This is a genomic window from Marinobacter sp. LV10R510-11A (genome assembly GCF_900215155.1).
In the GTDB taxonomy this organism is placed as follows: Bacteria; Pseudomonadota; Gammaproteobacteria; order Pseudomonadales; family Oleiphilaceae; genus Marinobacter.
Genome location: NZ_LT907980.1, coordinates 1,552,693 through 1,577,767, shown reverse-complemented (window position 1 = coordinate 1,577,767; position 25,075 = coordinate 1,552,693). Strand labels below are relative to the sequence as shown.

Here is a 25,075-nt window from a genome sequence, read left to right as displayed (position 1 = left end):
GAGTGAGGTACTCCCTATTTACATACGGGTGCTTCGTTGCCAGGGCAGTTTAACGCCGGCTATCTGCCCATTTTACTGGGTAGATACGTGACGATTTCGGGAAACAGGGTGATGAGAATCACGCCGCTTAAAATCAACAGAAAATAGGGCAGTGCCGCCCAAGCAATCCGCAGAATGTTTTCTCCGGTCAAACCCTGAATCACGAAAAGGTTAAACCCTACAGGCGGAGTAATTTGGCTCATTTCCACGACGATCACGAGGTAAATGCCAAACCACAGAAGGTCGATACCTGCGGCCTGAACCATCGGCAGAATCACCGACGTGGTCAGAACGACTACCGAGATACCATCTAGAAAGCAGCCCAGAAGTATGAAAAACAACGTCAGCGCTACCAGTAACATGTAGGGCGACAAACCTAGGGTGTTGATCCAAGACGCCAGCTCCCGCGGAATGCCGGTGAAGCCCATTGCGGTCGTTAAAAAGTGGGCGCCCACCAGAATGAAGGCAATCATCGACGAGGTTCTTACGGTTCCCATTAGCCCGCTGGCGAACGTGTTCCAGCTCATTGAGCCGCTCTTCCAGGACAGTAGGTGCGCCAGAGCCACCCCGATAGCTGCTGATTCAGTGGGTGATGCCAATCCCGCGTATATAGAGCCGATAACCCCGACAATCAGCAGCATTACCGGAATAAGAGGGCGGCTGCGGCGTACCTTTTCCTTGAACGAGAAGGATTCGGCCTCGCCTACGGGCACGCCGGAAGGGTTCAACAGCGACCAGATCATGACGTAACCCGCAAACAGGGACATGAGCATCAACCCTGGCAGGATACCCGCAACAAACAGACGCGCGATGGACTGTTCCGTTGCTACGCCATAAACAATCAGAATGATGGAAGGGGGAATCAGCAGCCCAAGGGTTGCTGATCCGGCCAGCGTTCCGAGGATCTGGTTCTTGTTGTAGCCACGCTGGGTGAGTTCCGGTATCGACATTTTGCCAATGGTTGCCGCGGTCGCGGCGGACGAGCCAGATATGGCCGCGAAAATGGCGCAGCCTATAATGTTGGTATGCAGGAGCCGCCCGGGCACCTTGCCAACCCAGGGTGAGATGCCACGGAACATCTCTTCCGACAAGCGTGAGCGAAACAGTACTTCGCCCATCCAGATGAACATTGGCAGCGCCGCCAGATTCCAAGACACGCTGGCACTGTAAAACGCAGTCGACAGACTGACTCCCACCGGAATGTCGCTTAAAAAGTACAGTGAAATACAACCGATGGCGGTTAATGAAAAAGCAACCCATAACCCAGCGCCGAGAAACGCCAAAAGTAGACAAAGCAGCAGCACACTTATCCAGATCATTTCCATGTGACTACTCCTGGGGTGCTTCGTTTGTCAGCTGGAGAATACGGCCCGTAACGAGTGAAAACAGTGCATCCAGCAAAGCAATCAACAGCCAGAGAAGGCCTAGGGTCATGACAAGCTGGGGAATCCAGAGGGGGACAGGCACCATGCCGATGGAAAGATCGCCATAATCGTAGCTGTCCCATGCCAGGCGTGCACTATGCCATGTAGCAAAGCCTGTGATAGCGGCCGCAACCAGAGTGACTGCCATATCCACGATACGGTGAACAAATTTGGGTAAGTACTGAAGCACGAGGGTGACGCGGATATGGCCGCCCTGCCAGAATGTGTACGCAAGGCCAAAAAACGTTGCGCCAAGCAGCAAAAATGAAGCGAGTTCCGCAAGCCCTGGTACATTCAGGCCGAGAGCGTTGAAGCCGACCCATCCCAGAAGCTTGTCCAATACGCGGCCCAGTACTTGGGCCACGATTAATACCATGATAAGGGTTAGACACAGCGCAGAAAGTGCGCCGCCCAGCCTGTAAAATGCATCAAGTGCTCGGCGCATCAGTCTGCTCTCTCGTTATCGTCTGCGTGGCGCAGCGTTGTCGTTACCGGTCGTGGTACGCATCAAGTAGAGCCTGACCATCTTCACCGGCACGGTCGAGCCATTCCTCGGTCATCGTTTCACCAATTTTTTGCAGGTGTTTGACCAGCTCCGGGGAGGGCTCAGATACCTCAATGCCGTTATCCTGCATGATTTTTATCTTCGCTTCAGTTTCTGCTTTACTGGCTTCCCAGCCGCGCTTTTCTGCCACTTCAGCGGCGTCTTCCAGCGCCTTTTGAGCCTTCTCAGGTAGGCGATCAAAGGCTTTTGCGTTAACAACGACCATGTTTTTCGGCAGCCACAACTGGGCATGATTAAAGTGGGTCAGGTAATCCCAAGCACGCGTATTGGCGCCGGTAGAAGGCGAGGTGATCATCGCGTCAACACGGCCGGTGCCGAAGGCTGTTGGTATGTCGGGTACCTCAACCTGTGTCGGTATTGCGCCGAGCAATTCCGCAAGTTGTTCGCTGGACTTGTTGTAGGCGCGCATCTTTACGCCTTTCAGTTCTTCACCGGTTTTCACCTCAAACCGGGTGTAGATACCCTGAGGGGGCCAAGGCACTGCAAAAAGAAGCTTTAAACGCTGACCTTCCAAACGCTTGGCGAGCACATCTTTTGAAGCTTGCCAAAGCTTCCAGGCTTGATCGTAATCACTGGCGAGGTAGGGCACTGAATCGACTTCAAACAGCGGGTCCTCGTTTGCGAGGCGCGACATGATCAGTTCACCAATGGGAACCAGCCCGCGACGCACGGAGTTTTTGATTTCCGGATGTTTGATCAGAGAACCACTGCTGTGAACCGTAATATCCAGTTCCCCGTCGGTAGCTTCCCGCACATCGTCAGCGAACTGGCGAATGTTAACGGTGTGGAAATTGGAATCGCCGTAGGGTGTGGGCATATCCCAGTCTGTGGCCTGGGCGCTGCCAACCGCCAACGTCAGGGCTGCGGCTGTGAGCACGCTGCCAAGGCGCTTAATGTACGGGGCAGAAACAGAGTGCTGGTGAGAGGAACTGGTGCTTTTTTGCATGATGTTTGCATCCTGGCACTGACATTCACGATGGACGTCAGTTGTGTCTGTTGTTGTATTTTTTAAAGCACAGATCCGAGGGTCGTTATCGAAACCGGTTCTGTGCTTTATCTGCTCAAAACTAGTTGCGAGCTATCACACTGTCAAACTTATCGTCACGAAAATGTGGGGATGTTATCTCTGTAATACCGATAATATATCAATAAAATGTAGCCTAAGGTGCAGAATGAGAGAGGCTGGAACAGACAGAACCAGGTGGCGCTGGTTCTGCCGTAGAGTCTCAGCCGGGCATCCGGCTCAGGGTTTGGGGCTGCCCATAATCGCTTCCATTTCACCGGGCCGCGGAGCACCCTGTTTCATCTGGATATTTCCATTGCCGTCCCGGTAATAGGTGCTCGGCGTGGCGCTTAGCCCGAGGCTGGACATCAACTGGTTGTTTTTCCGAACTTTTTTAGCATTTTTGCTGACTATGTTGCGATCCACCTCAATGCCACCCTTGCCATGATTCTGCTGGTTTTCTTTTAGAGCCTTGCGGGGGTTATCTGAGCCCAGAATCGTGGCAGCCTTAGGCAGGCTGTCCTGCTTCAGAATGCCCACCATGACATGGCGTAACTGGACTTTTCCGGCATCAATCCAGGGCTCGGCAGCTTGACGAAACCGGTGACAGAACGGGCAGTTCGGATCGGTAAAGGTATATACGATGACCGGTGCGTTGGCATCGCCATCACGCACCCAGTCAGCGTTTTCAACCTGGCTCCAGGCTTTGTCATTCTGCGGCCCCCTGACCAGCTCCTGTATTTTCGACTCAGTGAGGTTCTCACCGCTGGCGGTCAGCATGGTTCCAACGACCACATGCTTTCTGTCCGAAGTGAGATAGAAAGCGACGGCGCGGCCCTGCATATCGCCAACGTAACCGGTCATACCTCCGGGAGCCTCGAAACTGCCGGCGACAGTTACGCCCCGGTCGATCAGTTGCTGAACAGCGTCGGCATACTGCTCTTGCACCTGACCTTGGGCCAGGGCAGGCAGACTCAGGGTGCTGGCGACCAGTGCGGCGGCAAGCAGTGAGGGCTTGAGTAAAGATTCTGGTAGTTGCATAACAAGTCTCCGGATCGGAATCAGTCGGTGTCAAAGTTTCTGAGATTGTGAGCCAGCGTTGCCTGTGACAGCTCTCCGAGGTGGGCGTCTACCTGCTGGTCGTTGGCATCGTAAAACAGCGTTGTTGGCAAGGCCTGGCTGCCGGTCGTTCGGCCAAGGCTGGCGCTGATGTCCGTCAAAACATTTTGCAGCGAGAGCTTATGCTGGCCCATGAATTGAGTGATGGTTTCGGGCTGTTCGCCTTGGTTTACAAAGACAAAGGTGATGTTAGGATTATCCTGCTGAGCTTTTTCCAGTACCGGCATTTCACGGATACAGGGCGGACACCAGCTGGCCCATAGGTTCACTACCATCGGCTTGTTATCAGCCACTTCTGCCAGCGTAACCGGGTTGCCGTCCAGCAGAGTGAACGTAGCCTCGGGTATGCCTCTGGAGCTGCTTTCCATCAAGGTTACCAGTAGTGAAACAGAGCCCCACACCAACAGGCCCGACGCAGCGGCGATGGAGAGTGATCTGCGGATTCTCGGATGGCGCCAAAGCTTCCAGCCAGTCAGAGCCAGTGCGCCAAGCAGGCCGGCGATAACGCTGAAGCCGCCGTCTCTGATATCAATAATGCCCCATAGGTTTTCCTGGTAGTGTTCAAAGTACTGGATAACAAAACCGATACGCGCTGCCACCAGAGCAACCAGAAAAATATCAGACAGGGTTCCTGCCACGGGTACTCCTTCCTTGCGTCCGGTAATAGCACCAACAATCAGAGCAATCACAAACGCACTGATCAACAGAAGCTGAGCCAGAGGCAAGCTCAGCGGACCGATATTAACCGATAACATCATCACTCCTTGTTCATGATTGGCGGGCAGCTGCGAGGCGGTTCAGGAACTGCCTTGCGGAAACTTCACCGATGGTGCGCTGCGCACGGTATTCCTGGCCATCAGGGCCAATGATAAGAATGGTCGGAGGGCCTACGACCTGCAGTTTACGCATGAGTTCCTGATCCAGCTTATCGTTAGCCGTCACGTCAGCTCGCAGTAGTTGCATATCCGAAAGCGCCTCCACAATCTCGGGGTCACCAAATACCTCCTTTTCGATCACTTTGCAGGAGATGCACCAGTCAGCGTAGAAGTCCACCAGTGTCCACTGGCCTTTGCTACCGGCGCTTTCGACTGCCCGGTTCAGATCGTTTACGGACTTGAAACTGTCGAAGCGTGCGTGAGCTTTACTGGCAGCCGGTGTGGCGTTACCGGAACCGGCCAGAGTGGCGAGTGGCTGCCAGAGTTGTGTACCGCCGGCCGCGGCACCGATCACCATCAAGGCTCCCCAGAGGGTGATCACAGCGCCCGTGCTGCTCATCAGAGTTTTTAGTGGTGCTTCTGTACTTTGAGTGTTAACAACCTGCCGCACAGACAGGCCTAAGGCCAGTGCGAGTGCGCCCCACAGAGCCAGAATCAGGGGATCGTCGAGGATACGTTCAAGAAACCAGACGGCGGTACCCAGCAGAATGAATCCGAAAACGGCTTTCACACCGTTCATCCAGGCACCGGGTTTTGGTAACAGCCCGGAACCGATCGTTGCCAGAGCGATAAGCGGTGCGCCCATGCCCAAGCCCAGTGCCAGCAGAGCGAGGCCACCAAAGCTGGCGTTGCCGCTATCTGCTATGTAGATAAGAGCTCCGGCAAGTGGTGCAGTCATACAAGGGCTGGCCAGAAGGGCGGAGATAAAACCCATTACCGCAGCACCACTCAGGCTACCGCCTTTTTGCTTGCTGTTAACCTGGTCCAGGCGGTCGCGGATAAACGCGGGTAGCTGCAGCTCGTAAAGCCCGAACATGGATAGCGCCAGCAATACAAAGATCACGGCCAGAGGCGCTATAAACAGGGGTGCTTGCAGCATGGCCTGCAGGTTCGCGCCGGCCAGTGCCGCGGCAACACCCAGAAGGGCGTAGGTTATGGCCATGGCGACAACGAACACCAGCGAGAGTATAAAGGCCCGGCCACGCAGGGCATCGCTGCCGACAATAACGGCAGATAGAATTGGAATCATTGGCAGAACGCAGGGTGTGAAAACCAGAAGAAGCCCCAGACCAAAAAAAATCACGAGGTTCCATATGAGTCCGCTGCCCGCAAGCTGGCTGGCAAGCGACTGGTCTTCAGCCAGTTCATTGCTGGCCGCTGCTGAAGTCACATCCCCGTTGCTGCCGGGGCCACTGATGTCTGCTGCCTGAACCTCCTGGCCAGAGAAATCCACTCTGACTGTTTGCGGCGGATAACACAGCCCGGCTTTTGCGCAACCTTGCCAAGTCAGTTTCAGAGCGTTGGCGTCACCGGTTGTGATGAGTAGTTCGGCAAGATTGAAGTAGACTTCGGAGTCACCGAAGAACTCGTCGGTAATCGTCTTGCCAGAGGGGTAGCTTACGTCGTTCAATCCGGTGTTGTTGCCTTCAACTTTCATCCGGTCACGGTACAAATAATAACCGGGTGCTATATCCCATAGCAGGGTAACAGTTCCGTCGTTGTTGTCCTGTAAGCTGTACTTAAAGGCCTGGTCTACGGGCAGAAAATCATTGTTGTTTCCCAGCGGAGATTGGCCGTAAGCCGGCAGCCCTGTTGCTAAAAACGAAAGAGCGGATAACATCAGTAACCATGATCGGATCGTTCTCACGAAATACTCCTAGCCTGTCAGGCGTCGCAGACGCTTTCAATTGTGAGGCGGCAGTCTGAAGGCAGGGGATTAAGGAAACATTAAGAGCCGTGAACGAACGCCAGGTTAAGAAGAGCTCCTTGGTGTTTCCGTGTTAACAGGGGCAAGTTTAAATCGTGCACATATTACTGGTAGAAGATGATGACCTTGTTGCGTCCGGGCTGGAAGCCGGCCTGGAGTTGCACCACTGCGTGGTTGATCGCGTACGCACGGGGCGCGAGGCAAGGGCGGCGTTGGAGCACTTTGCCTGTGATGTGGTGATACTGGATCTCGGGCTTCCCGATGGCGACGGTCTGGACGTGTTATCCCACTGGCGACGGCAAGGCATAGATATTCCGGTTCTTATCCTGACGGCAAGAGATGCGGTGCAAGAGCGCGTTAAGGGCCTGGAAGCCGGTGCGGATGATTATGTGCTTAAACCCTTTGAACTGGATGAGCTGGCGGCCCGCCTGCGTGCGCTGGTGCGCCGGGCGGCCGGCCGTTCGGTGTCAGAAATATGCCACGGTGACGTTCGGATGCGACCCTCAACGGGCGAAGTATTCCGGGCCGGGCAGCCTGTCGCACTCTCACGGCGGGAGCTGGCATTGCTGGAAAAACTGCTCAATGCCCGAGGGGTGGTTTTGTCCGAAGATCAACTCAAGGACAGCCTCTATGGCATGGATGTGGATGTTGAGAGCAACGCGCTGAACGTGCACATCTACCATTTGCGTCGCAAACTGGGTAAAGGTCTGATTTTGACTGAGCGTGGCCTGGGGTATCGCCTGGGTGAACCATTAAGCGCGCCCGGAGCGAGAGAATGAGCCTGCGCCGCAGATTGCTCTGGTTTCTGGGGTTGTCTTTCGTGCTGCTCTGGTTGTCTGTGGGTTTGCTGATGTACCTGCATCTGAATCAGCAGGTCTCAAAAACTCTTGATCAGCGCCTCTCGTCTTCCGCCAATATGGTTGCTGGCCTGATTGCTCGCCAGCCAGAAATGCTGGTGGCTACCAACACACATCCTTTGCTTCTTGAACCGGAAAGCGAAGGTGTTGCCTGTCAGATCCGCGCTGCCAATGGGGAGGTGCTGTTACAGACCAGCGGTGTCCGTGGCACATCTCTGAGCGATTCCCGGCCGGGCTTTTCCAGTCGCCGTATTGGTGAGGAAGAGTGGCGCCTGTATACCCTGAATCAGGAGGGTGTTTTCATTACCACGGCGGATCGAATGTCTGAACGCACAATGCTGGAAAATAGTATTATCCTGGTTATGGTGGTTCCTTTTACATTGGCGCTTTTGGGCAGTCTTGCGGTGCTTTGGTGGGGCATTCGTGGCGGTCTCAGACCGCTTCAGCGACTGCACGACGAACTGCGCCAGCGTGATCCGTTCAATCTGGAGCCAGTGCGTATCGGCGATGCACCCTCCGAGCTGGCACCTGTGGTTGAAACTCTGAACGGGCTGCTTGCCCGGGTTGCGCGAACAGTCGCCCGGGAGCAGCGTTTTGCCAGCGACGCAGCCCATGAGTTCCGTACGCCTCTGACCGGCATTAAAACCCATTTGCAAGTAGCCCGGCGAGTGACTGGCGATAAACAACAGCTTGCGCTCGCCAACGCAGAAAAGGGCGTCGTCAGGATGCAGAGAGTTACAGAGCAGCTTTTGATGCTGGCTCGGCTCGAGCAGGGAAATCCATGGCAGGAAGAAAAAGGTAGCAGCGTAAACGATGTTCTTGAGAACGCTCTGGCGGATATTCCGGACCGCAGGCGTTTACGCGTTGAAAATCGTATTGCGAGTGAGAGTGTAAGAGTTCCTCTGACACTGGCAGCGGTTGCCTTGCGCAACCTGGTTGATAACGCCCTGAAGTATTCGGCGAACGAATGTATTGTGATGATTGATAAAGAGTCGAATGCGACCCCGGAAAACCCGGCTGCTGCGTGCTTTCTTGTACGGGATTCTGGTGGGCCTGACCGATCAGATGCCCGCTGGCCTGTAAGCGAAGGGCGCGCCAGTGCGCTCGCCAGCCATGGCCTGGGTTTGACCATTGTTGAAACCATAACCACGCAATATGGTGGCACACTGGTTGCCACTTATAACGATGCGGGCGGGATGGACTGGTTGCTACGGTTGCCTTTGATTTTCAAACCCTGACAGGGTACTGACAATGCTATTGAATTGTGATATTGGTGAAAGTTATGGCGCCTGGACTATGGGTCTGGACGATCAGGTGATGCCGTATATCGACCAAGCGAACATAGCCTGCGGCTTCCATGCCGGGGATCCACTGGTTATGTACAACACTGTGGGGCTGGCGCTGCAGCACAAAGTAACCCTGGGCGCACCCCGGCTTACCCCGATCTCCAGGGCTTTGGGCGGCGCCCAATGGTTTGCCGCCCGGACGAAGTTCACGCCATGGTGCTTTATCAGGTGGGTGCGCTGAGCCAGATTGCCGCCGCGCAAGGCGGGAGCCTCAGCTACGTAAAGCCTCATGGCGCGCTCTATAACGACATGATGCGAGATGAATCTCTTATGCGAGCTATTCTTGGCGCGCTAAGCCAGTCTCCCGGGAAACTGGCACTGATGGCGATGACGACCGCAGATAATCAGCTCCTGAAAGCGCTTTGTGCAGAATACAGGGTTGAGTTACTGCTGGAGGCGTTTGCTGATCGCGCTTATAACGAAGAGGGGTACATTGTACCCCGGAGTACTCCGGGCGCAGTACACCATAGTTCTGACACTATTTTGCGCCAGGTAATGGCCATTTCCCGGGGCGAAGCGATCCAGACGATTGCCGGGAAATCACTCTACCTTGAGGCGGATACCCTGTGCGTTCACGGTGATAACCCGGAGTCTGTTGCCGCTGTGCGCGCTATCCGTAAAGCGCTGGAGGAACAGGCAGCCTGAGCGTTTTCAAAGCCTGAACCGGGATACCAGAGTCTGCAACTCGCTGCCAAGCCGGGCTAACTCTGAGCTGGAACGGGCTGTCTGATCGGAGGAAGCTGCCGATTGATCGGTGACGTCACGAATGCTGGTGACATTCTGGCTGATCTCTTCCGCTACAGATGTTTGTTGTTCCGAGGCGGTGGCAATCTGGTTGTTGTATTGTTTAATTTCTTCCACTGAGTGAGTGATCCGCTCAATGGATGCGCCCGTTGCCGTGGCTCGCTCGAGGGTATGAGAAGCCAGCGACACACTGGACTCCATTGCGGATACGGAATTTTTTGCGCTGCTTTGCAGGGTCGTTACCAGTGCCTCAATTTCTTGTGCAGAACTCTGTGTGCGCTGAGCCAAGGAACGCACTTCATCAGCAACGACGGCGAAGCCACGGCCTTGCTCGCCGGCCCGAGCAGCTTCAATTGCCGCGTTCAGTGCCAGCAGGTTGGTCTGTTCAGCAACAGATTTGATCACATCCAGAACCGTCCCTATGTTGGCGGTTTCCGCTTGCAGGCCCTGAATAATTTGCATGCTCTGGTTTACTTCCTGAGACAGGTTGTTCACCTGGCTCACCGTTTCCCTAACTTCGTGTTCGCCCTTCGTCGCCTGATTGGCCGCATCGGAAGCAATCGTAAAGGCCTGCTCCGCGTTGCGGGCAATATCGGCAACCGTTGCCGTCATTTCGTTCATCGCGGCAGCAACCTGATCGGTTTCCTGCTTTTGGCGGTTAATCCCATCGCTGGTCTGGCTGGTAACAGTTGAAAGCTCTTCGGCAGACGCCGCGATGTTGGTCGCACCAGATTCAATACTTCTCACAAGTTCGCGCAAGCCGCTGACCATGGTTGCCAGAGCTGCCATCAGGCGACCTATTTCGTCCGTCCGATTGTTATCGATATGAACGGAGAGATTGCCAGAAGCAACCTCTGAAGCGATTGCAACGGCGTGGTTGATGGGGGCGGTGATAGATCTGGTGATCAGGTAAGCCATCACAATGCCAAGCAACACCGCAATACCCGTTGCACCAAAAATCAGCGTGATAGCTTGCGTGCGATCGGATTCCATCTGGCTTGTCTGCTGTTCTCGTAGGCTGTTTGCCGATTCGATAACGCGGTTGGCTGTGGCGACCATTTCAGTTGAGAGTTGCTCGCCGGATTCGGTCAGACTGACCACGTTCTGGAATTCACCAACGTAGGCGTCTAGCGCTTTGAACACTTGCTGTTTTTCCTCATCGCTGGTTGCTGAGGATTTCAACGGCCCTTGCATTCGTTTTGCGTCTTCCAGATACGACTTCGCACTGCCAGAATCTCGCTCTACCAAAAACGTTCGCTCAGAGCGGCGCATATCTTCAAAAATTGCCGATGCAAAAAACAGTGAGCTGTTCGCGTTGAGTGATGATCCCAATATCCTAGCTTTGGTTTCCAGTTGGCTGAGCGCTCCACTCCGCTGGCCAATGTTTGCCTCGACATCACCCATCAGTGCCTGGTATATCGCAATATCCATCTGAATGCTTTCAAGGGTGTCGATATCTGCCTTTGCGGTCATTAACGGCTGGATATTTCGTGTAATTTCCAGAACCCGGTCGCCGTGAGCCTGAGACGCACTGACCTTTGCTGTCTCACCTGTTAATAAAAAGTTCTTTTCTTCTATCCGCGCTTCGGTCAGGCCTGTGTTGACCTGTCCAAGCATTGCCACCATATCTGATTGCTGACTGTATGTTTGTAGAGCGCGATTGCCCACCACCCCCACTAAGATGGTGAGCAGCAATAACAGCGCAAAGCCCCCCGCCAGCTTGCTCCGGATGGACATGTCGCCGAAGAAGGTTGCAAATTTCATAGTGTTCCCTTAGATCTGTGAACCGTCGTGATACAAAAAAAGGCGCATCTGTCGCTTTTGTTATCGCTGTATTAAGTACGTTTTCAGGGATAGATTCCAGCCTTTTACGGTAACAATTGATTGCTGAGGCAGGGTAAAGCGATTCATAAATAGCCGAGGGTGGAGTAAACAACTGTCAGGAAAGCATTGGCCGGATGCTGGCTGCCCAGAACCCGGCTTCGGTAACTACCACATCAGGTCATCTGGGATTTCATAACCCGCATACGGATCATCATCACCCAGGTCGTCTTCTTTGCGGTCGTGAAGGGCAACCACGGCCCGTTCGTCGCGCTCGATAATCTTACGGGCCACGCCCTCGGCGAGTATCTCATACTGGTCATTGACGAACACAATGGCGAGCCGGCCGCGGGAGAGCTGGTCGGCCATGATGTCGTCCACATACAATTTCTTGATTTTTTTGTCGTGAACGAACTGATAGGACGTTTCACCCCGGCTACGATCCAGCCGGTTGGTGTCTACCAATTGGCGAATCTGGGCCCTGATGGCATTTTTCTCAGCTTCTTGCTGGCGCTTAAGGTTCAGCTGGCGGTCGTGCTCAGCTTTTTCTTCACGAGCTTGGCGAGCACGGTTTTCGGTTTCATTGACCTGCACGGTGCCTTTGGGCTGTTGTTTGCGCTGCTTATGTTTTTCATTGCGAATTGCCTTGGCCTTTTTCTGGTCGGCCAGGCCCGCTTTCAATAGCTGATCCTGCAGGGACGCCATGGGATAACTCCATTAATTGGTCATAAATTCTGGTATTCTATCTCGATAGTATACGCGTTCGTGTCTACCTTTCTTAACCAGCAACCGCTGATTCCGGGATTTTCTTGTATGCCTTCCTTTAAAGATCTTGACCTGTCTGCAGCCATGCAGGCCAATCTTGCCCAGTTGGGCTTTTCCAAGCCCACGGATATTCAGGCTCAGGCACTGCCTCACTGCCTAGCCGGGCGTGATGTGATCGCCTTGGCGCAGACTGGTAGCGGTAAAACGGCGGCTTTCGGCATAGGGCTGATCGAAAATCTCAAGCCAAAGCTGTTTGCAGTGCAGGGCCTGGTAATGTGCCCGACTCGCGAGCTGGCGGATCAGGTTGCCAAAGCACTGCGAGAAATGGCGCGGGCGCAGGAAAACGTAAAGATTCTCACGCTCTGTGGCGGCGTGTCTATCGGGCCACAGATTGGTTCCCTGGCCCATGGCGCCCATATTGTTGTGGGTACTCCGGGGCGGATTGCTGATCACCTGCGCAAAGGCACCCTGGATTTGAAACGCCTTACGACTCTGGTTCTGGATGAAGCAGACCGGATGCTCGATATGGGTTTTCAGCCCGCCATGGAAGAAATTCTGGGCTACACGCCGAAGCAGCGCCAAACATTGATGTTCTCCGCCACTTGGCCTGAGTCTATTCGTAAGCTCAGTGCAGGCTTTCAGAAAGAGCCGGTGGATGTGCGTGCACAGGCGCAAAGTGGAAATACTGATATCCAGGAGCTGTTCTACGAGATTCCGGCCCAGGAGCGTACTCGTGCCATTGTTAGCCTACTGTCTGAGCATCAACCAGCTTCCTGCCTGGTGTTCTGTTCTATGAAACAGCAGTGCGATGAGCTGGCCTTTGAGTTGGGCGCTCAAGGTTTCTCGGCTCTGGCTTTGCACGGTGATCTTGAACAGCGTGAGCGCGACAGTGTGCTGGTAAGGTTTGCAAACCAGAGTTGCCAGATTCTTGTAGCCACAGACGTTGCAGCCCGCGGGTTGGACATTAAGGCCTTGCCCCTTGTTATCAACGCCGAGCCAGCCCGGGACCCGGAAGTGCACACCCATAGGATAGGGCGCACCGGGCGTGCAGGTGAGGCGGGGCTGGCGGTTACTCTGTGTAGCCCGGCTCAGGGCCATAAGATTAACCGCCTTGAGAGTGACCGTGGCCGCCCGGTGGTGTGGGGCGATACTGAGATCTTGCTCTCGATTCCCGCGCAGCCGATCGTGCCAGCAATGAAAACCCTTTGCATTGCCGCTGGTCGTAAGGAAAAGCTTCGGCCGGGTGACGTGCTTGGTGCGCTTACTGGTGAGGCGGGGCTAAGCGGTAAATCTGTGGGCAAGATTGATCTGTTTGATTTTCAGTGCTTCGTTGCAGTAGAGGCCGGGCAGGCTGGGCGCGCGCTTAAACGTCTTGAAAGTGGGCGCATAAAGGGTCGCAACCTAAGAGTTCGCTTGGTCTGAGTTGGTTTGAGAGTGCGGGGCAACGGACTTTTTCAGTAAGCCAGCGATGGCAGAAAACGCTGGGAAAGTCCGTATAGTCATTTGCGTTTTGGTTGCTCGCGGCGTGCGAAACCGGTAAATTACGCAGGATTTTGACTCCCGGCCTACTTCGGCGCGTCTTAAGACTTAAGTCTTAGGTGTTTCGGTTTCCCGGGTAAATCCATAAACCAATAACAGGTAGCTATTCAATATGGATGAGCTGATGTCACAAGCCGTCGATCTGATGGTTGCAGGTATGGGATTCGTGTTCGCGTTCCTGATTTTTCTAGTGTTCGCGACTCTGCTCATGTCCAAACTGCTTACCCGGTTTGCTCCGCCAGAGCCGGCAACCCCGGCCAAATCACCTCGTGCCAAGTCTAAGGCGCCGGTATCAGTTGACCCTGATACGGCAGAGGCGATCAAGAAGGCGATTGCTCAATTCCGGTCGCGCCACAAGAAGTGACCCGGTAACCGATTAGATAGAACCTTTAAACAGAAGGCTGACACGATGACAGATACAAAGAAACCGCTGGGGATTACGGACGTTATACTTCGCGACGCCCACCAGTCCCTGCTTGCCACCCGTATGCGGCTTGATGACATGCTGCCCATTGCCGAGAAGCTCGACAAAGTTGGTTTCTGGTCTCTGGAATCCTGGGGTGGCGCAACCTTCGACTCCTGTATTCGTTACCTGGGCGAAGATCCCTGGGAGCGCATCCGCGAACTCAAAAAGGTAATGCCGAACACGCCCCAACAGATGTTGCTGCGCGGCCAGAACCTTTTGGGCTATCGCCATTATGCGGATGACGTGGTCGAGCGGTTTGTAGATCGTGCCGCTGAGAACGGTGTGGATGTTTTCCGTATTTTCGACGCGATGAATGATCCGCGTAATCTGCAAACCGCTATCAAAGCGGTTCGCAAGACGGGCAAGCACGCACAGGGCACTATTTCTTATACCACCAGCCCGGTGCACACCATTGAAATGTGGGTTGAGCTGGCGAAGGAAGTCGCCGACATGGGCGCGGACTCCATTGCCATCAAAGACATGGCGGGCATTCTCAAGCCGTACGTGGCCTTTGATCTGGTTACCCGCCTGAAGAAAGAATTGGACATCCCGATTCACATGCAGTGCCACGCGACCACCGGCATGTCTACCGCTACAGCCCTCAAAGCAGCGGAAGCCGGTATCGATAACGTGGATACGGCCATCTCTTCGATGAGTATGACTTATGGCCACTCGCCCACCGAGGCGATTGTTGCGATTCTTGAAGGTACAGACCGTGACACCGGCCTTGACCTGAATCTGCTTGAAGAGATTGCTAGTTACTTCCGCGAAGTTCGTAAGAAGTACGCGAAGTTTGAAGGTAGCCTCCGTGGTACTGATTCCCGCATCCTGATTGCCCAGGTGCCTGGCGGCATGCTGACCAACATGGAAGGTCAGCTTAAAGAGCAGAACGCCGCTCATAGGTTCGACGAAGTACTGGCCGAAATTCCTAAGGTTCGTGAAGATCTCGGGTATATCCCGCTGGTTACGCCAACGTCGCAGATTGTCGGCACTCAGGCAGTGCTGAACATTCTTACCGGTGAGCGTTACAAGTCTATCTCCAAAGAAACCGCAGCCATCCTGAAGGGCGAGTACGGTTCCGCACCGGCGCCGTTCAACAAAGAATTGCAGGATCGGGTTTTGGACGGTGGCGAGGCGATTACGTGTCGCCCCGCCGACAAGATCGAGCCAGAAATGAACAAGCTGACCGACGAGCTGAAAAAACTGTCGGAAGAGAAAGGCATCAAGCTGGCGGATAACACCGTTGATGATGTTCTGACTTATGCTCTGTTCCCACAGATTGGTCTGAAATTTCTAGAGAATCGTGGAAACCCGGATGCCTTTGAGCCGGTTCCTACGGCTGAAGATGCGCTTCCAGTTAAGAAAGCCAATGGCCCCGAAACTTATACCGTTGATGTTAACGGTAAGAAGTATGTGGTTGCGGTTTCTGAAGGTGGCGAGATTTCACAGATTCAGGGTGAGGGCGGTGCCTCTGCACCAGCTGCGTCTTCAGCGCCTGCTCCAGCAGTTGGTGAAGGCGAGCCTGTTATTGCGCCTCTGGGCGGCAACATTTTCAAAGTGTTGGTTTCACCGGGTGATGCCGTGGAAGATGGCGATGTGCTGATCATTCTGGAAGCCATGAAAATGGAAACAGAGATTCGCGCACCAAAGGCCGGCACTGTCGGTGAAGTCTTCATCAAGGTCGGTGATGCCGTCTCTGTTGAAGACGAAATGCTGACAATCGCATAAGGGCCGGCATTCAATGGATAAAATTATGACGTTGTGGACAGGCAGTGGCCTGTTCAATCTAGGGCCCGGCCAGTTCTTTATGATCTGTGTTGGTCTACTTCTGCTGTACCTTGCGATTCGTAAGGGCTTTGAGCCGTTGCTGCTGGTTCCGATCGGTTTTGGTGGCATTCTGGCGAACATTCCAGAGGCAGGGCTAGCCTTGTCTGCTGCTGAAAATGCTATGCATATTGCGAACACGGATGTGCTCGCAGCGCTTGCGAGTGTTCTCGATGTGGGTTATCAGGCAGGCCAAGTGGTTACTCCAGAGGTAACGGAAGCGTTCAAAGAGGCCTATAAGGGCGCAGATTATGCGACGGTTCAGCAGGCCGGTGTTCTTGCCCAGACCCTGGGTTACACCAATGGCATGCTTTACAACTTCTACTCGGTTTCTATCGCCAGTGGTGCGGCCCCGTTGATCATCTTCATGGGTGTGGGTGCCATGACGGACTTTGGTCCGTTGCTGGCTAATCCAAAAACACTGCTGCTTGGCGCAGCCGCTCAGTTCGGTATTTTCGGTACCGTTATTGGTGCGGCGCTGCTCAACTGGAGTGGTGTTATGGACTTCACCATTCTTGAGGCAGCTGCGATTGGCATCATCGGTGGTGCTGATGGCCCGACTTCTATCTATGTATCGAGCATTCTTGCGCCGCATCTGTTGGGTGCCATCGCAGTTGCTGCCTATTCCTATATGGCTCTGGTTCCGATGATCCAGCCGCCTATTATGAAGGCTTTGACGACCAAGAAAGAGCGCGCCATCAAGATGTCTCAGTTGCGCCCGGTAGCCAAGAAGGAAAAGATCATTTTCCCAATTGTGGTACTGATTGCGACTGCGTTGTTCTTGCCAGATGCAGCACCGCTGCTGGGTATGTTCTGCTTCGGTAACCTGATGCGTGAATGTGGCGTGGTCGAGCGTTTGAGCGACACCTCACAGAACGCGCTGATCAACATTGTGACCATTTTCTTGGGTCTCTCTGTTGGCTCCAAGTTGGGTGCTGACAAGTTCCTGGATTTCCAGACTCTGGGTATTCTGTTGCTGGGTATGGCGGCATTCTGTGTCGGTACCGCCTGTGGTGTTCTGATGGCGAAGCTGATGAACAAACTGACCAAGGAGCCAATCAACCCGTTGATCGGTTCTGCCGGTGTGTCTGCGGTGCCGATGGCAGCGCGGGTGTCCAACAAGGTTGGTCTTGAGGCGAATCCGCATAACTTCTTGCTGATGCACGCCATGGGGCCGAACGTTGCCGGTGTTATTGGTTCTGCTGTTGCTGCGGGTGTGATGATCAAGCTGCTTAGCTGATCGTTTGTTCGTAGTGCTGAAAACCCCGCCTTGCGTTAGCTCCGCGGGGTTTTCAGCTTTTTAGACCTAGGTTTTCAATCGGCCCAACTCGTTATCCAGTATTTCAACCTCCTTATCGAGTGACCCACCGCTACCACGCACTCGCTGAGCAAGCTTGCTCAGATCACTGGCGGCATCACCAATGGCGGTCAGGTTACGGTTAATCTCTTCACTAACGGAACTTTGCTCTTCTGCAGCTGTAGCTACCTGAGTGACGTGCTCAACAATGGTACCGATACGCGTTACCACGGTTGCCAGCGAGTGATCGGCTTCACGGGTGCCGTCAACCGCCATGGTGGCCCGCTCAACACCGGCATTGATCACCGCGACGGTTTGGTGCACTTCTTGTTGCAGGCCCTCAATCATCTGACTGATTTCATCAGTTGATTGGCGCGTACGCGATGCCAGCGTGCGCACTTCATCGGCAACCACGGCGAATCCACGGCCCTGCTCTCCGGCTCGAGCGGCTTCAATAGCGGCGTTCAGAGCTAGTAGGTTGGTTTGCTCGGCAACGCCTCGAATCACATCCAGAATACGGTTGATCTCATCACTGCGACTGACGACATGGCCAATCGCTTTGCTAGCTTCGCCCATATCATCGGCCAAGGCGCTTACACCCTCAACCGCAGAGCCAAGGGTGGCCTGGGTAAGGCGAATGCCATCCTGTGCCTGGCGAGCGTTCTCGGCAGATTCACTGGCAAAGCCAGCCACCTCACCGGCTGCCGCTGACATTTCATTCATTGCCGCGACCACACTGTCTACTTCGCGGTGTTGTCGTGTTGTATTTTCCTCGGTATCCCGGGCAATGGTGCCGACATCCGATGCTTGCTCATGCACGCGAACATTCACCGCTTTCAGGTCGTTAATCATATCGCGCAGGCGTGCCAGGAAGGTGTTGAAGCCACCGGCAAGTTCAATCAATTCGGCATGAGTATCAATATTCAGCTCTCGGGTCAGATCGCCTTCAGCGTTACTGAGGCTGTTCATCCGGTCACGAATTTCATCCAACGGCCGAATCACAGAGCGAACCATCACGACCAGCATTAATACCGAAAAAATGGATACAAGAATGCCAACCAGCAACTGACGTTGCGCCGTTGCTGAAACCTCATTTGAAAGCAGCGTGGTTATTTCATCAAGCTGCGCGAGTGCTGCAGCTCGGGGCAACTCAATCAGCAGCGACCATTCCCGGCCGGTGTCCGCCACACTAACCGGGTATGAGACCGCGAGCGTTTCACCGTCATCGTAACGGCCACCGTCGCGATGCAGCGCTGCCATCTCACCTGCCTGCTCGGGCATCACCTCGGCCAACGGCCGCGCCAAGGCGTTACCGTAGTGACTGCTCGCCACAATTAAGCTTTTCTCGCTCAACAAGGTGACGCGTGACTGCCCGTTATAAAGCTGTTCGCTGACAGATTTAACAGTGGCTTGCAGGGTATCGAGGTTGATGTCTACACCGACAACGCCAGCAAAGTTACGACCGGTCATAATAGGCACCACCAGCGTGGTCACCAGTTTGCTGTAGCCGTCTTCAATCTCATAGTTGTACGGTTCCATAATGCAGGAACCTTTGGTTTCCATCGGGCAAAAATACCACTCGGCCTCGCGGGCACCAAATTCGTTCAGAGTGTCATCGTATTTTTCATCAGGATCATCAACCCGTTCAAACTGAATGTCGCCATTACGGTCACGAAAATAGTAGATTTCTAGTGAGCCGGTGCTGGTGCTGTGATCCTCCACCTCCCCGGTGAAGTAGCGATCTTGGCCATCGTAAGCATTGGGTTCAAATTGGGCATAAATGGTACTGAGGTCTTGTTCTGGAATCAGCACTGCACGCACAGTATTGGATAAGGCACTGCGGCTGATCCGTGCAGAGCTATCGGCTGCGATATTTTCTTGAATAATGTTGCGCACGATTCCCGGAACCTTGAACGCTGCATTGAGCTTACCGCTCACTTGCTCGCCGTACTCACCTGCAGTTGCAGACAGGCGATCCATCACAATATCCTGCACCAGCGTGCTGGTGTCTGCGGCCAGACGGTTTTCCATCTGGCTAAGCGATAATTGCGCCGTCACCATCATGCTGACGCCCATCACCAGCAACAAGCTGATAACCAGAGCGTAAAGCTTGACCTTAAGCGGTAGCTTTTTCATATCTCAATTAACCTTGTCGGGTTCAATAATCTATCGGCGTAGTGCGGGGTTGTACATTAGGCTGCGTTATAAATGGGGTTATCGGCCGGCAGGTTGATCACTTGACGTGATAAACGTTGGGTTCCTGTAACAGAACGTCAGCTGAAAGCCGCTTGGGCTCTATGAATTTAAGAGCTATCGCCTTGGGGATTCTGGAAAAGACTTAATGAAAATCCCGGGAGCTGACTGGGAGCGTGTGTATTAAGTGGCTCAGGTCTGAGAGTTTTCCAGCCATGATATGAACAATCTCCCCCTCTCTTTCCAGAACGCCTTTCACGTGTAGCAGCCTTGCGGTGAGTAGCGGTTTGCGTTGCCTTCGGGCGGTTTCCAGCCAAACGATGACGTTTACGTTGCCGGTTTCGTCTTCCAGAGTAACGAAAGTAACGCCGGAGGCGGAGCCGGGGCGTTGGCGGCCGGTTACCAGGCCAGCTACCTGTACGGGGATGCCGGCTTTGGTGGTTTTGAGCTGTTCGGCGCTGAGACAGAACTGTAAGTGGCCTTGTTCTTTGAGTAGGGCCAGCGGGTGGCGTTGAAGGGTTAGGCCCTGGCTGGCGTAGTCGGCGAGTAGGTTCTGGCCTTCGGTGGGTTCTGGTAGTTGGTCGCAGGGTTCCAGTTCGTAGTTTTCGTTGTCTTCTGCTGCTTCTACTGCCGAAAAAAGCTCTGCGGGTTTCTCGTGTCCCAGTAGTTGCCAGTACGCTTGGTGCCGGTTGCTGGCGAAGGCAGGCATGGCGTTGGCGCCGGCTAGGAGTTCCATTTCGCGTTGGTTTAGGTCTGCCAAACGGCGCAGTTCGGCGGAGGATTTATAGCCGGTTTTGGGGCGGTGTTGGCATAGACGCTCGGCGGCGCTTTTTGGGAATCGTTGGATAATTCTAAGGCCCAAGCGCAGCTGGTGGTTAGGGCCTTCTAGGGTGTGATCCCACTGGCTGCTGTTTATGTCTGGCGGCAGCGCTACAACATTATGGCGCTGGGCGTCCTGTATCAGTTGAGATGGGGAGTAGAATCCCATGGGCTGGCTGTTGAGTAGGGCGCAGTAGAAGGCGCTGGGGTGGTGCCGTTTGATCCAGGATGAGACGTAGACAAGCAGGGCAAAGCTGGCGGCGTGGGATTCCGGGAAGCCGTAACCGCCAAAGCCGCAGATCTGCAGATAGAGGCGTTCGGCGAAGTCGGCATCGTGGCCACGTTCCAGCATGCCGTTGATGAGTTTTTCTCGGAATGGGGTCATGTCACCGTGGGATTTCCAGGCGGCCATGGCTCGGCGGAGTTGGTCGGCTTCGCCAGCGGTGAAGCCGGCGGCGACCATGGCCAGTTTGATGACTTGTTCTTGGAAAATGGGCACGCCCAGAGTGCGTTCGAGTACGCCTCGGATGGCGTCGTTGGGGTAATCTACCGGCTCTAGGCCATGTTTGCGGCGCAGGTAAGGGTGCACCATGTCGCCCTGAATGGGGCCGGGGCGCACGATAGCGACTTCAATCACCAGGTCGTAGTAGGTTTCGGGTTTCAGCCTGGGCAGCATGTTGATCTGGGCTCGGGATTCCACTTGGAACACACCAATACTGTCGCCTTTTTGGAGCATGGCATAGGTGGCTGGGTCTTCCTGGGGTATGTCCTGCATACGAAAGGGCTGGCCTTTGTGTTGACTGATCAGCTCTAGAGCTTTGCGGATAGCCGTGAGCATACCCAGTGCGAGAATATCCACTTTCATCAGGCCTAGACTTTCCAGATCGTCTTTGTCCCACTGGATAACGGTGCGGTCGGCCATGGCGGCATTTTCTATTGGCACCAGGTCGGCCAGTGGCCCAGAGCTGATTACAAAGCCGCCCACATGCTGGGACAGGTGGCGGGGAAAGCCGAGCAGAGTGTTCACCAGGGCGAAGAACTGGTCAGCGACTTTCGGGTTGCGGGTCAGGCGTTTGTCGAGAATCTGCTGGCGCCAGTTGGTGGCTTTGTCGCGCCAGTCTATGCCTTCCAACAGTTGCTCCACCAGTGCCGGATCAAACCCGAGAGCCTTGCCAACATCACGGATGGCACTGCGGGGGCGGTAACGGATAACCGTTGCGGCCAGCGCGGCCCGCTCCCGGCTGTACCGTCGGTAAATGTACTGGATAACTTCTTCCCGGCGTTCGTGCTCAAAATCCACGTCGATGTCCGGCGGCTCGTTTCTGTCTTTGGAAATAAAACGTTCAAACAGCACCTCTACCCGGGCTGGGTTTACTTCGGTAATACCCAAGCAGTAGCACACTGCGGAGTTGGCGGCGGAACCTCGGCCCTGGCAGAGAATGCCGCGGCTGCGGGCAAAGGCAACGATGTCTTGGATGGTGAGAAAATAGTGTTCGTACTTCATCTCTGAAATCAGGCCCAGCTCTTTTCGGATCAGAGCTTGAACCGATAACGGAGTGCCCTCTGGATAACGTTGCCGTTCACCTTCCTGAGTGAGTCGTTTTAGGTAAGCCGCTGTGCTTTCTCCCTCTGGCACAAGGTCTGGAGGGTATTCGTAGCGCAGGCTGCCTGGCTCAAAGGTGCACTGCTGGGCGATGCGCAAAGATTCATTCAGCCAGGCCTCGGGAAACAACCGCTGCAATACCGTTAGCGGGCGCAAGTAGCGTTCGCCGTTCTGGAACAGGCAGTGGCCGGCGTTTTCTAAGCTGGAGTGGTTGCGCAAGGCAGCGAGCACATCCTGCAGGGGTTGGCGCTCCCGGCTGTGCATGTGCACCTCGCCGGTGGCCGTAATCGGGCAGCGCAGGTGTTCAGAAAGCCAACGAGCACGGTCTAGTTGCTGTTCTTCGTTGGATTCCAGGGTGCGAGCAGCGGCAATCCAGAGGCGGTGTTCAAACAGTTGGAGTAACCATTCGCCGCAGCACAACGCTTGATTCGCATCAGCTTCAGTTGGTGAGGGCGGTAGCCACAAACATAGGCAGTCATCCAAGGCATGTGTTTCCACGTCCCCACGTAAAAGCTGGTATTGCCCTTTTTCTGCGCGACGGCGAGCGGTGGTTATAAGCTGGCAAAGCTGCCCATAGCCTTTGCGGGTGCGGGCTAAAAGGATAAAACGAGGTGTGCTGACACCGGGTGGGGCATCGTCCAGCTCAAACCAACTCCCGGTAATCAGCTTCACGGGGCTTTCTTTTAGTGCGGCCCAGGCCCGGGGAATACCCGCCACCGAGCAGGCATCGGTGATTGCCAGAGCGGTGTATCCAAGCTCTGCCGCGCGCTCCGCAAGCTCATGGGGGTGGGATGCCCCGGTTAGGAAGGTGAAGTTGCTAAAACAGAACAGCTCGGCGTAGGAAGATTCACTCATTAGCCAAACCATCCGTGTATAAACCAGCCATCCCGTACATCTCGGAATACCCAGGCCAGCTGGCCGCTATTCAGTTGGGCAATGTAATAGTCCCGGTGTACCCGCTGGCCGTCCCACCAGCCGCCGCTGATTCGTTCCGGGCCGGTAAACCAAGCTTGCGGGGTTTCTGTAAGTGGTTGTGGTCCTTGTAAAAGCCACAAGGGCCTACGGGGCAGTTGGCCGGTTTTAGTTGCCGCTGCGCGGCCCGTGCGCTGCACTTGTGACGTGCTCCAGGCTCGTTCGGGTCGGTGATCTGCTTGGGGTGCAAGTTGCTTCAGTGCATTATCCCCAAGCCTTGCTTGTAGGCGGCTCATCAGCGTGTGCCAGGCCTCGTTCAGATCCTGGCTTTCGCCCAGCAAATCTTGGCCCCCGGCAGCTTCCCGCCCAAGAAAGCGCTTTACGGTCAGTTGCAGTGATATAACCGGGGCTTGTAATGGTTGTTGTTCAAACCGCAGGCTGATCAAGCTGAGAAACGCTTCCGCCCGGTGCTCCGGGCCGGAGGTGCGGATGCGTAGAGACGTTGATTCTGCATGCCGGTATCTAAGCACTAGCAACAGGCAGTCGGTATCTTGCTGGCGCCAGCACAAGTCCTTTTCCAGCTCAGAAAGTATGCGTTGCAGCGGAAACAGCAGCCCTTGTGACCGTTCAATTTCCTGCACAAAATCTGCCTGTTGCCGGAAATAATGGGGTGGCTGCCAAGGCGCTTGGGGGTCCGGCCTGGAACCTTGGATTTTCTGGATATACGACAGGGTTTCCGGAGACAGCCGTCGGGCCATCTCCGCTGGCGGTAAACGGAATACCTCGCCCAAAGTATTCAACCCAAGCCGTTGCAGGCGAGTGCAGGTGCGCCCGTCAAACTCCGCAGCTACCAAAGGCAGTAAGCCAAGGGTGCGGAGAATGTGGCCTTTATCAGACGTACATTCTCCCTTGCCGTTACGTGCAATTAGGCGTGCGGCCTGTGGTGTATGGCCAATGCCCGGCCAGGCGGTAAGCTGACGCTCGTGCAGCACTTCTTCCACCGTTTGCCAGACCGCTGGGAGACCACCGTACAATCGTTGCAAACTGCCGATTTCAGCCAGCAAGCCATTTGGCGGAACCAGAACAATGTGGGCAGCATAGCGGTACAGCCAGCGTGCCTGGTCTTCCAGAATTCGGGCTTCCTGCTGCTCATCTGCTCGGACTATGCTCAGATCTGGCGCCAGGCTGACGGCCGTTTTCAGGCGCATGCCAACGCTCACGCCCAAAGCCTGGGCAGCCGGGCAGGCCTGTATCACCTTCTGGCCGGAACCCTCCACAATCGCCAGCGCAGCCATGTTCTCACTGGAGCGGCGAATGTGGTCCAACAGCAGGTGAGGGAAGTGCAAATACAGCCAAAGCATAGGAAATTACCGGGCCGACGTGAGCCAAGGGCCCTGAACTACACGGGGCGCTTCACGATGAAGCAGCCCTGCCCGGTGAGTCATGGCAAGCGAGCACCGCTGGCCAGGCCAGCTGCCACGGCGCTTCACCACATTCACTTTCAGGCTCTGTTGATCGTCGGGCTCCAGCTCAAGGCGCAGGGCAGCCGGTGAGTTCTGTTCGGCGTAGTGTCGTTCACGAAAGAGCACGCAAACATTGCTTCCGGCTTCTGCTGCTAACTGCAACCGCCGAATTTCACGGGCTGCCAGCCTGCCGGGCCAAGCCATCACCAGGCCTGTGACCGGAGAGCGCAAGCAGTTTTCTAGCGTCCACAGGAAATCGCCTTTGTCTTCGGTGTGGATCATGATTACCTGATCCAGATTGACCTCTTCCCGCGCCAGTGCGGGGGCATAAGGCGTGTGTGGAGGGTTTAGCCAGAATACGGTTTTACCTGCCTGTGACAGTCGTTGCATCAGGGGCATTAATAGATTCAGTTCGCCAATGCCGGGTGCATCCAGCAGGCATTCGCTTAAAGCCCCCCGGGGCCAGCCAATGCCGCCGAGCTGATTGTCTAAGGCCTGATAACCAGTTGGCTCTGCCGGTTGTGTGGTTTTGTTGCGCTTGTGGCCCTGCCAGACACGGGCATCCTGCATTAGCGTGTTAATGATCTCGCTCATGATAAAATCTCGAAGTACTGTTTAAATATACAGTATTCC

The 25,075-nt window shown here is 54.9% G+C and carries 18 protein-coding genes and 1 pseudogene; 7 read left to right on the top strand and 12 right to left on the bottom strand.

Annotation, left to right across the window (positions count from 1 at the left end; translation table 11 throughout):
- Nucleotides 1-59: 59 nt before the first annotated feature.
- The 6 genes from CPH80_RS07535 to dsbD all read right to left on the bottom strand — a co-directional run bounded on the left by CPH80_RS07535 (nucleotide 60) and on the right by dsbD (nucleotide 6,706).
- A complete protein-coding gene (locus tag CPH80_RS07535; protein WP_096276590.1) occupies nucleotides 60-1,364 on the bottom strand; it encodes a TRAP transporter large permease in 1,305 nt (434 codons plus the stop codon).
- A gap of 4 nt (nucleotides 1,365-1,368) precedes the next feature.
- Complete coding sequence (locus tag CPH80_RS07530) at nucleotides 1,369-1,908, bottom strand: TRAP transporter small permease (protein WP_096276589.1); 540 nt, start codon at nucleotides 1,906-1,908, stop codon at nucleotides 1,369-1,371.
- A 43-nt stretch (nucleotides 1,909-1,951) separates the two neighbouring features.
- Nucleotides 1,952-2,974 (bottom strand): TRAP transporter substrate-binding protein, encoded by a 1,023-nt coding sequence (locus tag CPH80_RS07525; RefSeq protein WP_096276587.1) that lies wholly within the window; start codon nucleotides 2,972-2,974, stop codon nucleotides 1,952-1,954.
- 297 nt (nucleotides 2,975-3,271) lie between these two features.
- Nucleotides 3,272-4,072 (bottom strand): thiol:disulfide interchange protein DsbG, encoded by an 801-nt coding sequence (gene dsbG, locus CPH80_RS07520; protein WP_096276585.1) that lies wholly within the window; start codon nucleotides 4,070-4,072, stop codon nucleotides 3,272-3,274.
- 20 nt (nucleotides 4,073-4,092) lie between these two features.
- Nucleotides 4,093-4,908 carry a prolipoprotein diacylglyceryl transferase family protein gene (locus tag CPH80_RS07515; RefSeq protein ID WP_227520399.1) on the bottom strand — a complete coding sequence of 272 codons (816 nt, stop codon included), beginning with the start codon at nucleotides 4,906-4,908 and terminating at the stop codon, nucleotides 4,093-4,095.
- A gap of 10 nt (nucleotides 4,909-4,918) precedes the next feature.
- Nucleotides 4,919-6,706, bottom strand: a complete 1,788-nt coding sequence (dsbD, locus tag CPH80_RS07510; protein ID WP_096276581.1) for a protein-disulfide reductase DsbD — start codon at nucleotides 6,704-6,706, stop codon at nucleotides 4,919-4,921.
- 182 nt (nucleotides 6,707-6,888) lie between these two features.
- Between dsbD and CPH80_RS07505 the strand changes: the two genes are divergently transcribed.
- The 3 genes and pseudogenes from CPH80_RS07505 (at nucleotide 6,889) to CPH80_RS07495 (ending at nucleotide 9,641) form a co-directional block, all read left to right on the top strand.
- Nucleotides 6,889-7,572 (top strand): response regulator, encoded by a 684-nt coding sequence (locus CPH80_RS07505; protein ID WP_096276579.1) that lies wholly within the window; start codon nucleotides 6,889-6,891, stop codon nucleotides 7,570-7,572.
- Entirely contained in the window at nucleotides 7,569-8,888 is a 1,320-nt protein-coding gene (locus CPH80_RS07500) for a histidine kinase dimerization/phospho-acceptor domain-containing protein (protein WP_096276577.1), read from the top strand. The genes CPH80_RS07505 and CPH80_RS07500 overlap by 4 nt, the downstream gene beginning before the upstream one ends.
- A 13-nt stretch (nucleotides 8,889-8,901) precedes the next feature.
- A pseudogene (locus tag CPH80_RS07495) lies at nucleotides 8,902-9,641 on the top strand (5-oxoprolinase subunit PxpA).
- A gap of 6 nt (nucleotides 9,642-9,647) precedes the next feature.
- Here the strand turns inward: CPH80_RS07495 and CPH80_RS07490 are convergent.
- Both CPH80_RS07490 and CPH80_RS07485 read right to left on the bottom strand, forming a co-directional pair.
- A complete protein-coding gene (locus tag CPH80_RS07490) occupies nucleotides 9,648-11,504 on the bottom strand; it encodes a methyl-accepting chemotaxis protein (protein WP_096276576.1) in 1,857 nt (618 codons plus the stop codon).
- Nucleotides 11,505-11,729: 225 nt separating this feature from the next.
- Nucleotides 11,730-12,266: a DUF2058 domain-containing protein gene (locus CPH80_RS07485; protein WP_096276574.1), complete on the bottom strand. Its 537-nt coding sequence runs from the start codon at nucleotides 12,264-12,266 to the stop codon at nucleotides 11,730-11,732.
- Nucleotides 12,267-12,374: 108 nt separating this feature from the next.
- Between CPH80_RS07485 and dbpA the strand changes: the two genes are divergently transcribed.
- The 4 genes from dbpA (at nucleotide 12,375) to CPH80_RS07465 (ending at nucleotide 17,395) form a co-directional block, all read left to right on the top strand.
- The gene (dbpA, locus tag CPH80_RS07480; RefSeq protein ID WP_096276572.1) at nucleotides 12,375-13,748 is read left to right on the top strand and encodes an ATP-dependent RNA helicase DbpA; all 1,374 of its coding nucleotides are present in this window, start codon (nucleotides 12,375-12,377) and stop codon (nucleotides 13,746-13,748) included.
- 229 nt (nucleotides 13,749-13,977) lie between these two features.
- Nucleotides 13,978-14,229 (top strand): OadG family protein, encoded by a 252-nt coding sequence (locus CPH80_RS07475; protein WP_096276570.1) that lies wholly within the window; start codon nucleotides 13,978-13,980, stop codon nucleotides 14,227-14,229.
- Nucleotides 14,230-14,274: 45 nt separating this feature from the next.
- Complete coding sequence (gene oadA / locus CPH80_RS07470; RefSeq protein ID WP_096276568.1) at nucleotides 14,275-16,059, top strand: sodium-extruding oxaloacetate decarboxylase subunit alpha; 1,785 nt, start codon at nucleotides 14,275-14,277, stop codon at nucleotides 16,057-16,059.
- 13 nt (nucleotides 16,060-16,072) lie between these two features.
- Nucleotides 16,073-17,395 (top strand): sodium ion-translocating decarboxylase subunit beta, encoded by a 1,323-nt coding sequence (locus CPH80_RS07465; protein ID WP_264754823.1) that lies wholly within the window; start codon nucleotides 16,073-16,075, stop codon nucleotides 17,393-17,395.
- A gap of 66 nt (nucleotides 17,396-17,461) precedes the next feature.
- Here CPH80_RS07465 and CPH80_RS07460 read toward each other — a convergent pair whose 3' ends face one another.
- From CPH80_RS07460 to imuA, 4 genes are all read right to left on the bottom strand, one after another.
- Nucleotides 17,462-19,588, bottom strand: coding sequence for a methyl-accepting chemotaxis protein (locus CPH80_RS07460; RefSeq protein WP_096276564.1), 2,127 nt, complete (start codon nucleotides 19,586-19,588; stop codon nucleotides 17,462-17,464).
- A 202-nt stretch (nucleotides 19,589-19,790) separates the two neighbouring features.
- Complete coding sequence (locus tag CPH80_RS07455) at nucleotides 19,791-22,922, bottom strand: error-prone DNA polymerase (protein ID WP_096276562.1); 3,132 nt, start codon at nucleotides 22,920-22,922, stop codon at nucleotides 19,791-19,793.
- Nucleotides 22,922-24,340 carry a Y-family DNA polymerase gene (locus CPH80_RS07450; protein WP_096276561.1) on the bottom strand — a complete coding sequence of 473 codons (1,419 nt, stop codon included), beginning with the start codon at nucleotides 24,338-24,340 and terminating at the stop codon, nucleotides 22,922-22,924. Before CPH80_RS07450 ends, CPH80_RS07455 begins: the two co-directional genes overlap by 1 nt.
- Nucleotides 24,341-24,346: 6 nt before the next feature.
- A complete protein-coding gene (gene imuA / locus CPH80_RS07445; protein WP_096276559.1) occupies nucleotides 24,347-25,036 on the bottom strand; it encodes a translesion DNA synthesis-associated protein ImuA in 690 nt (229 codons plus the stop codon).
- Nucleotides 25,037-25,075: the final 39 nt, after the last annotated feature.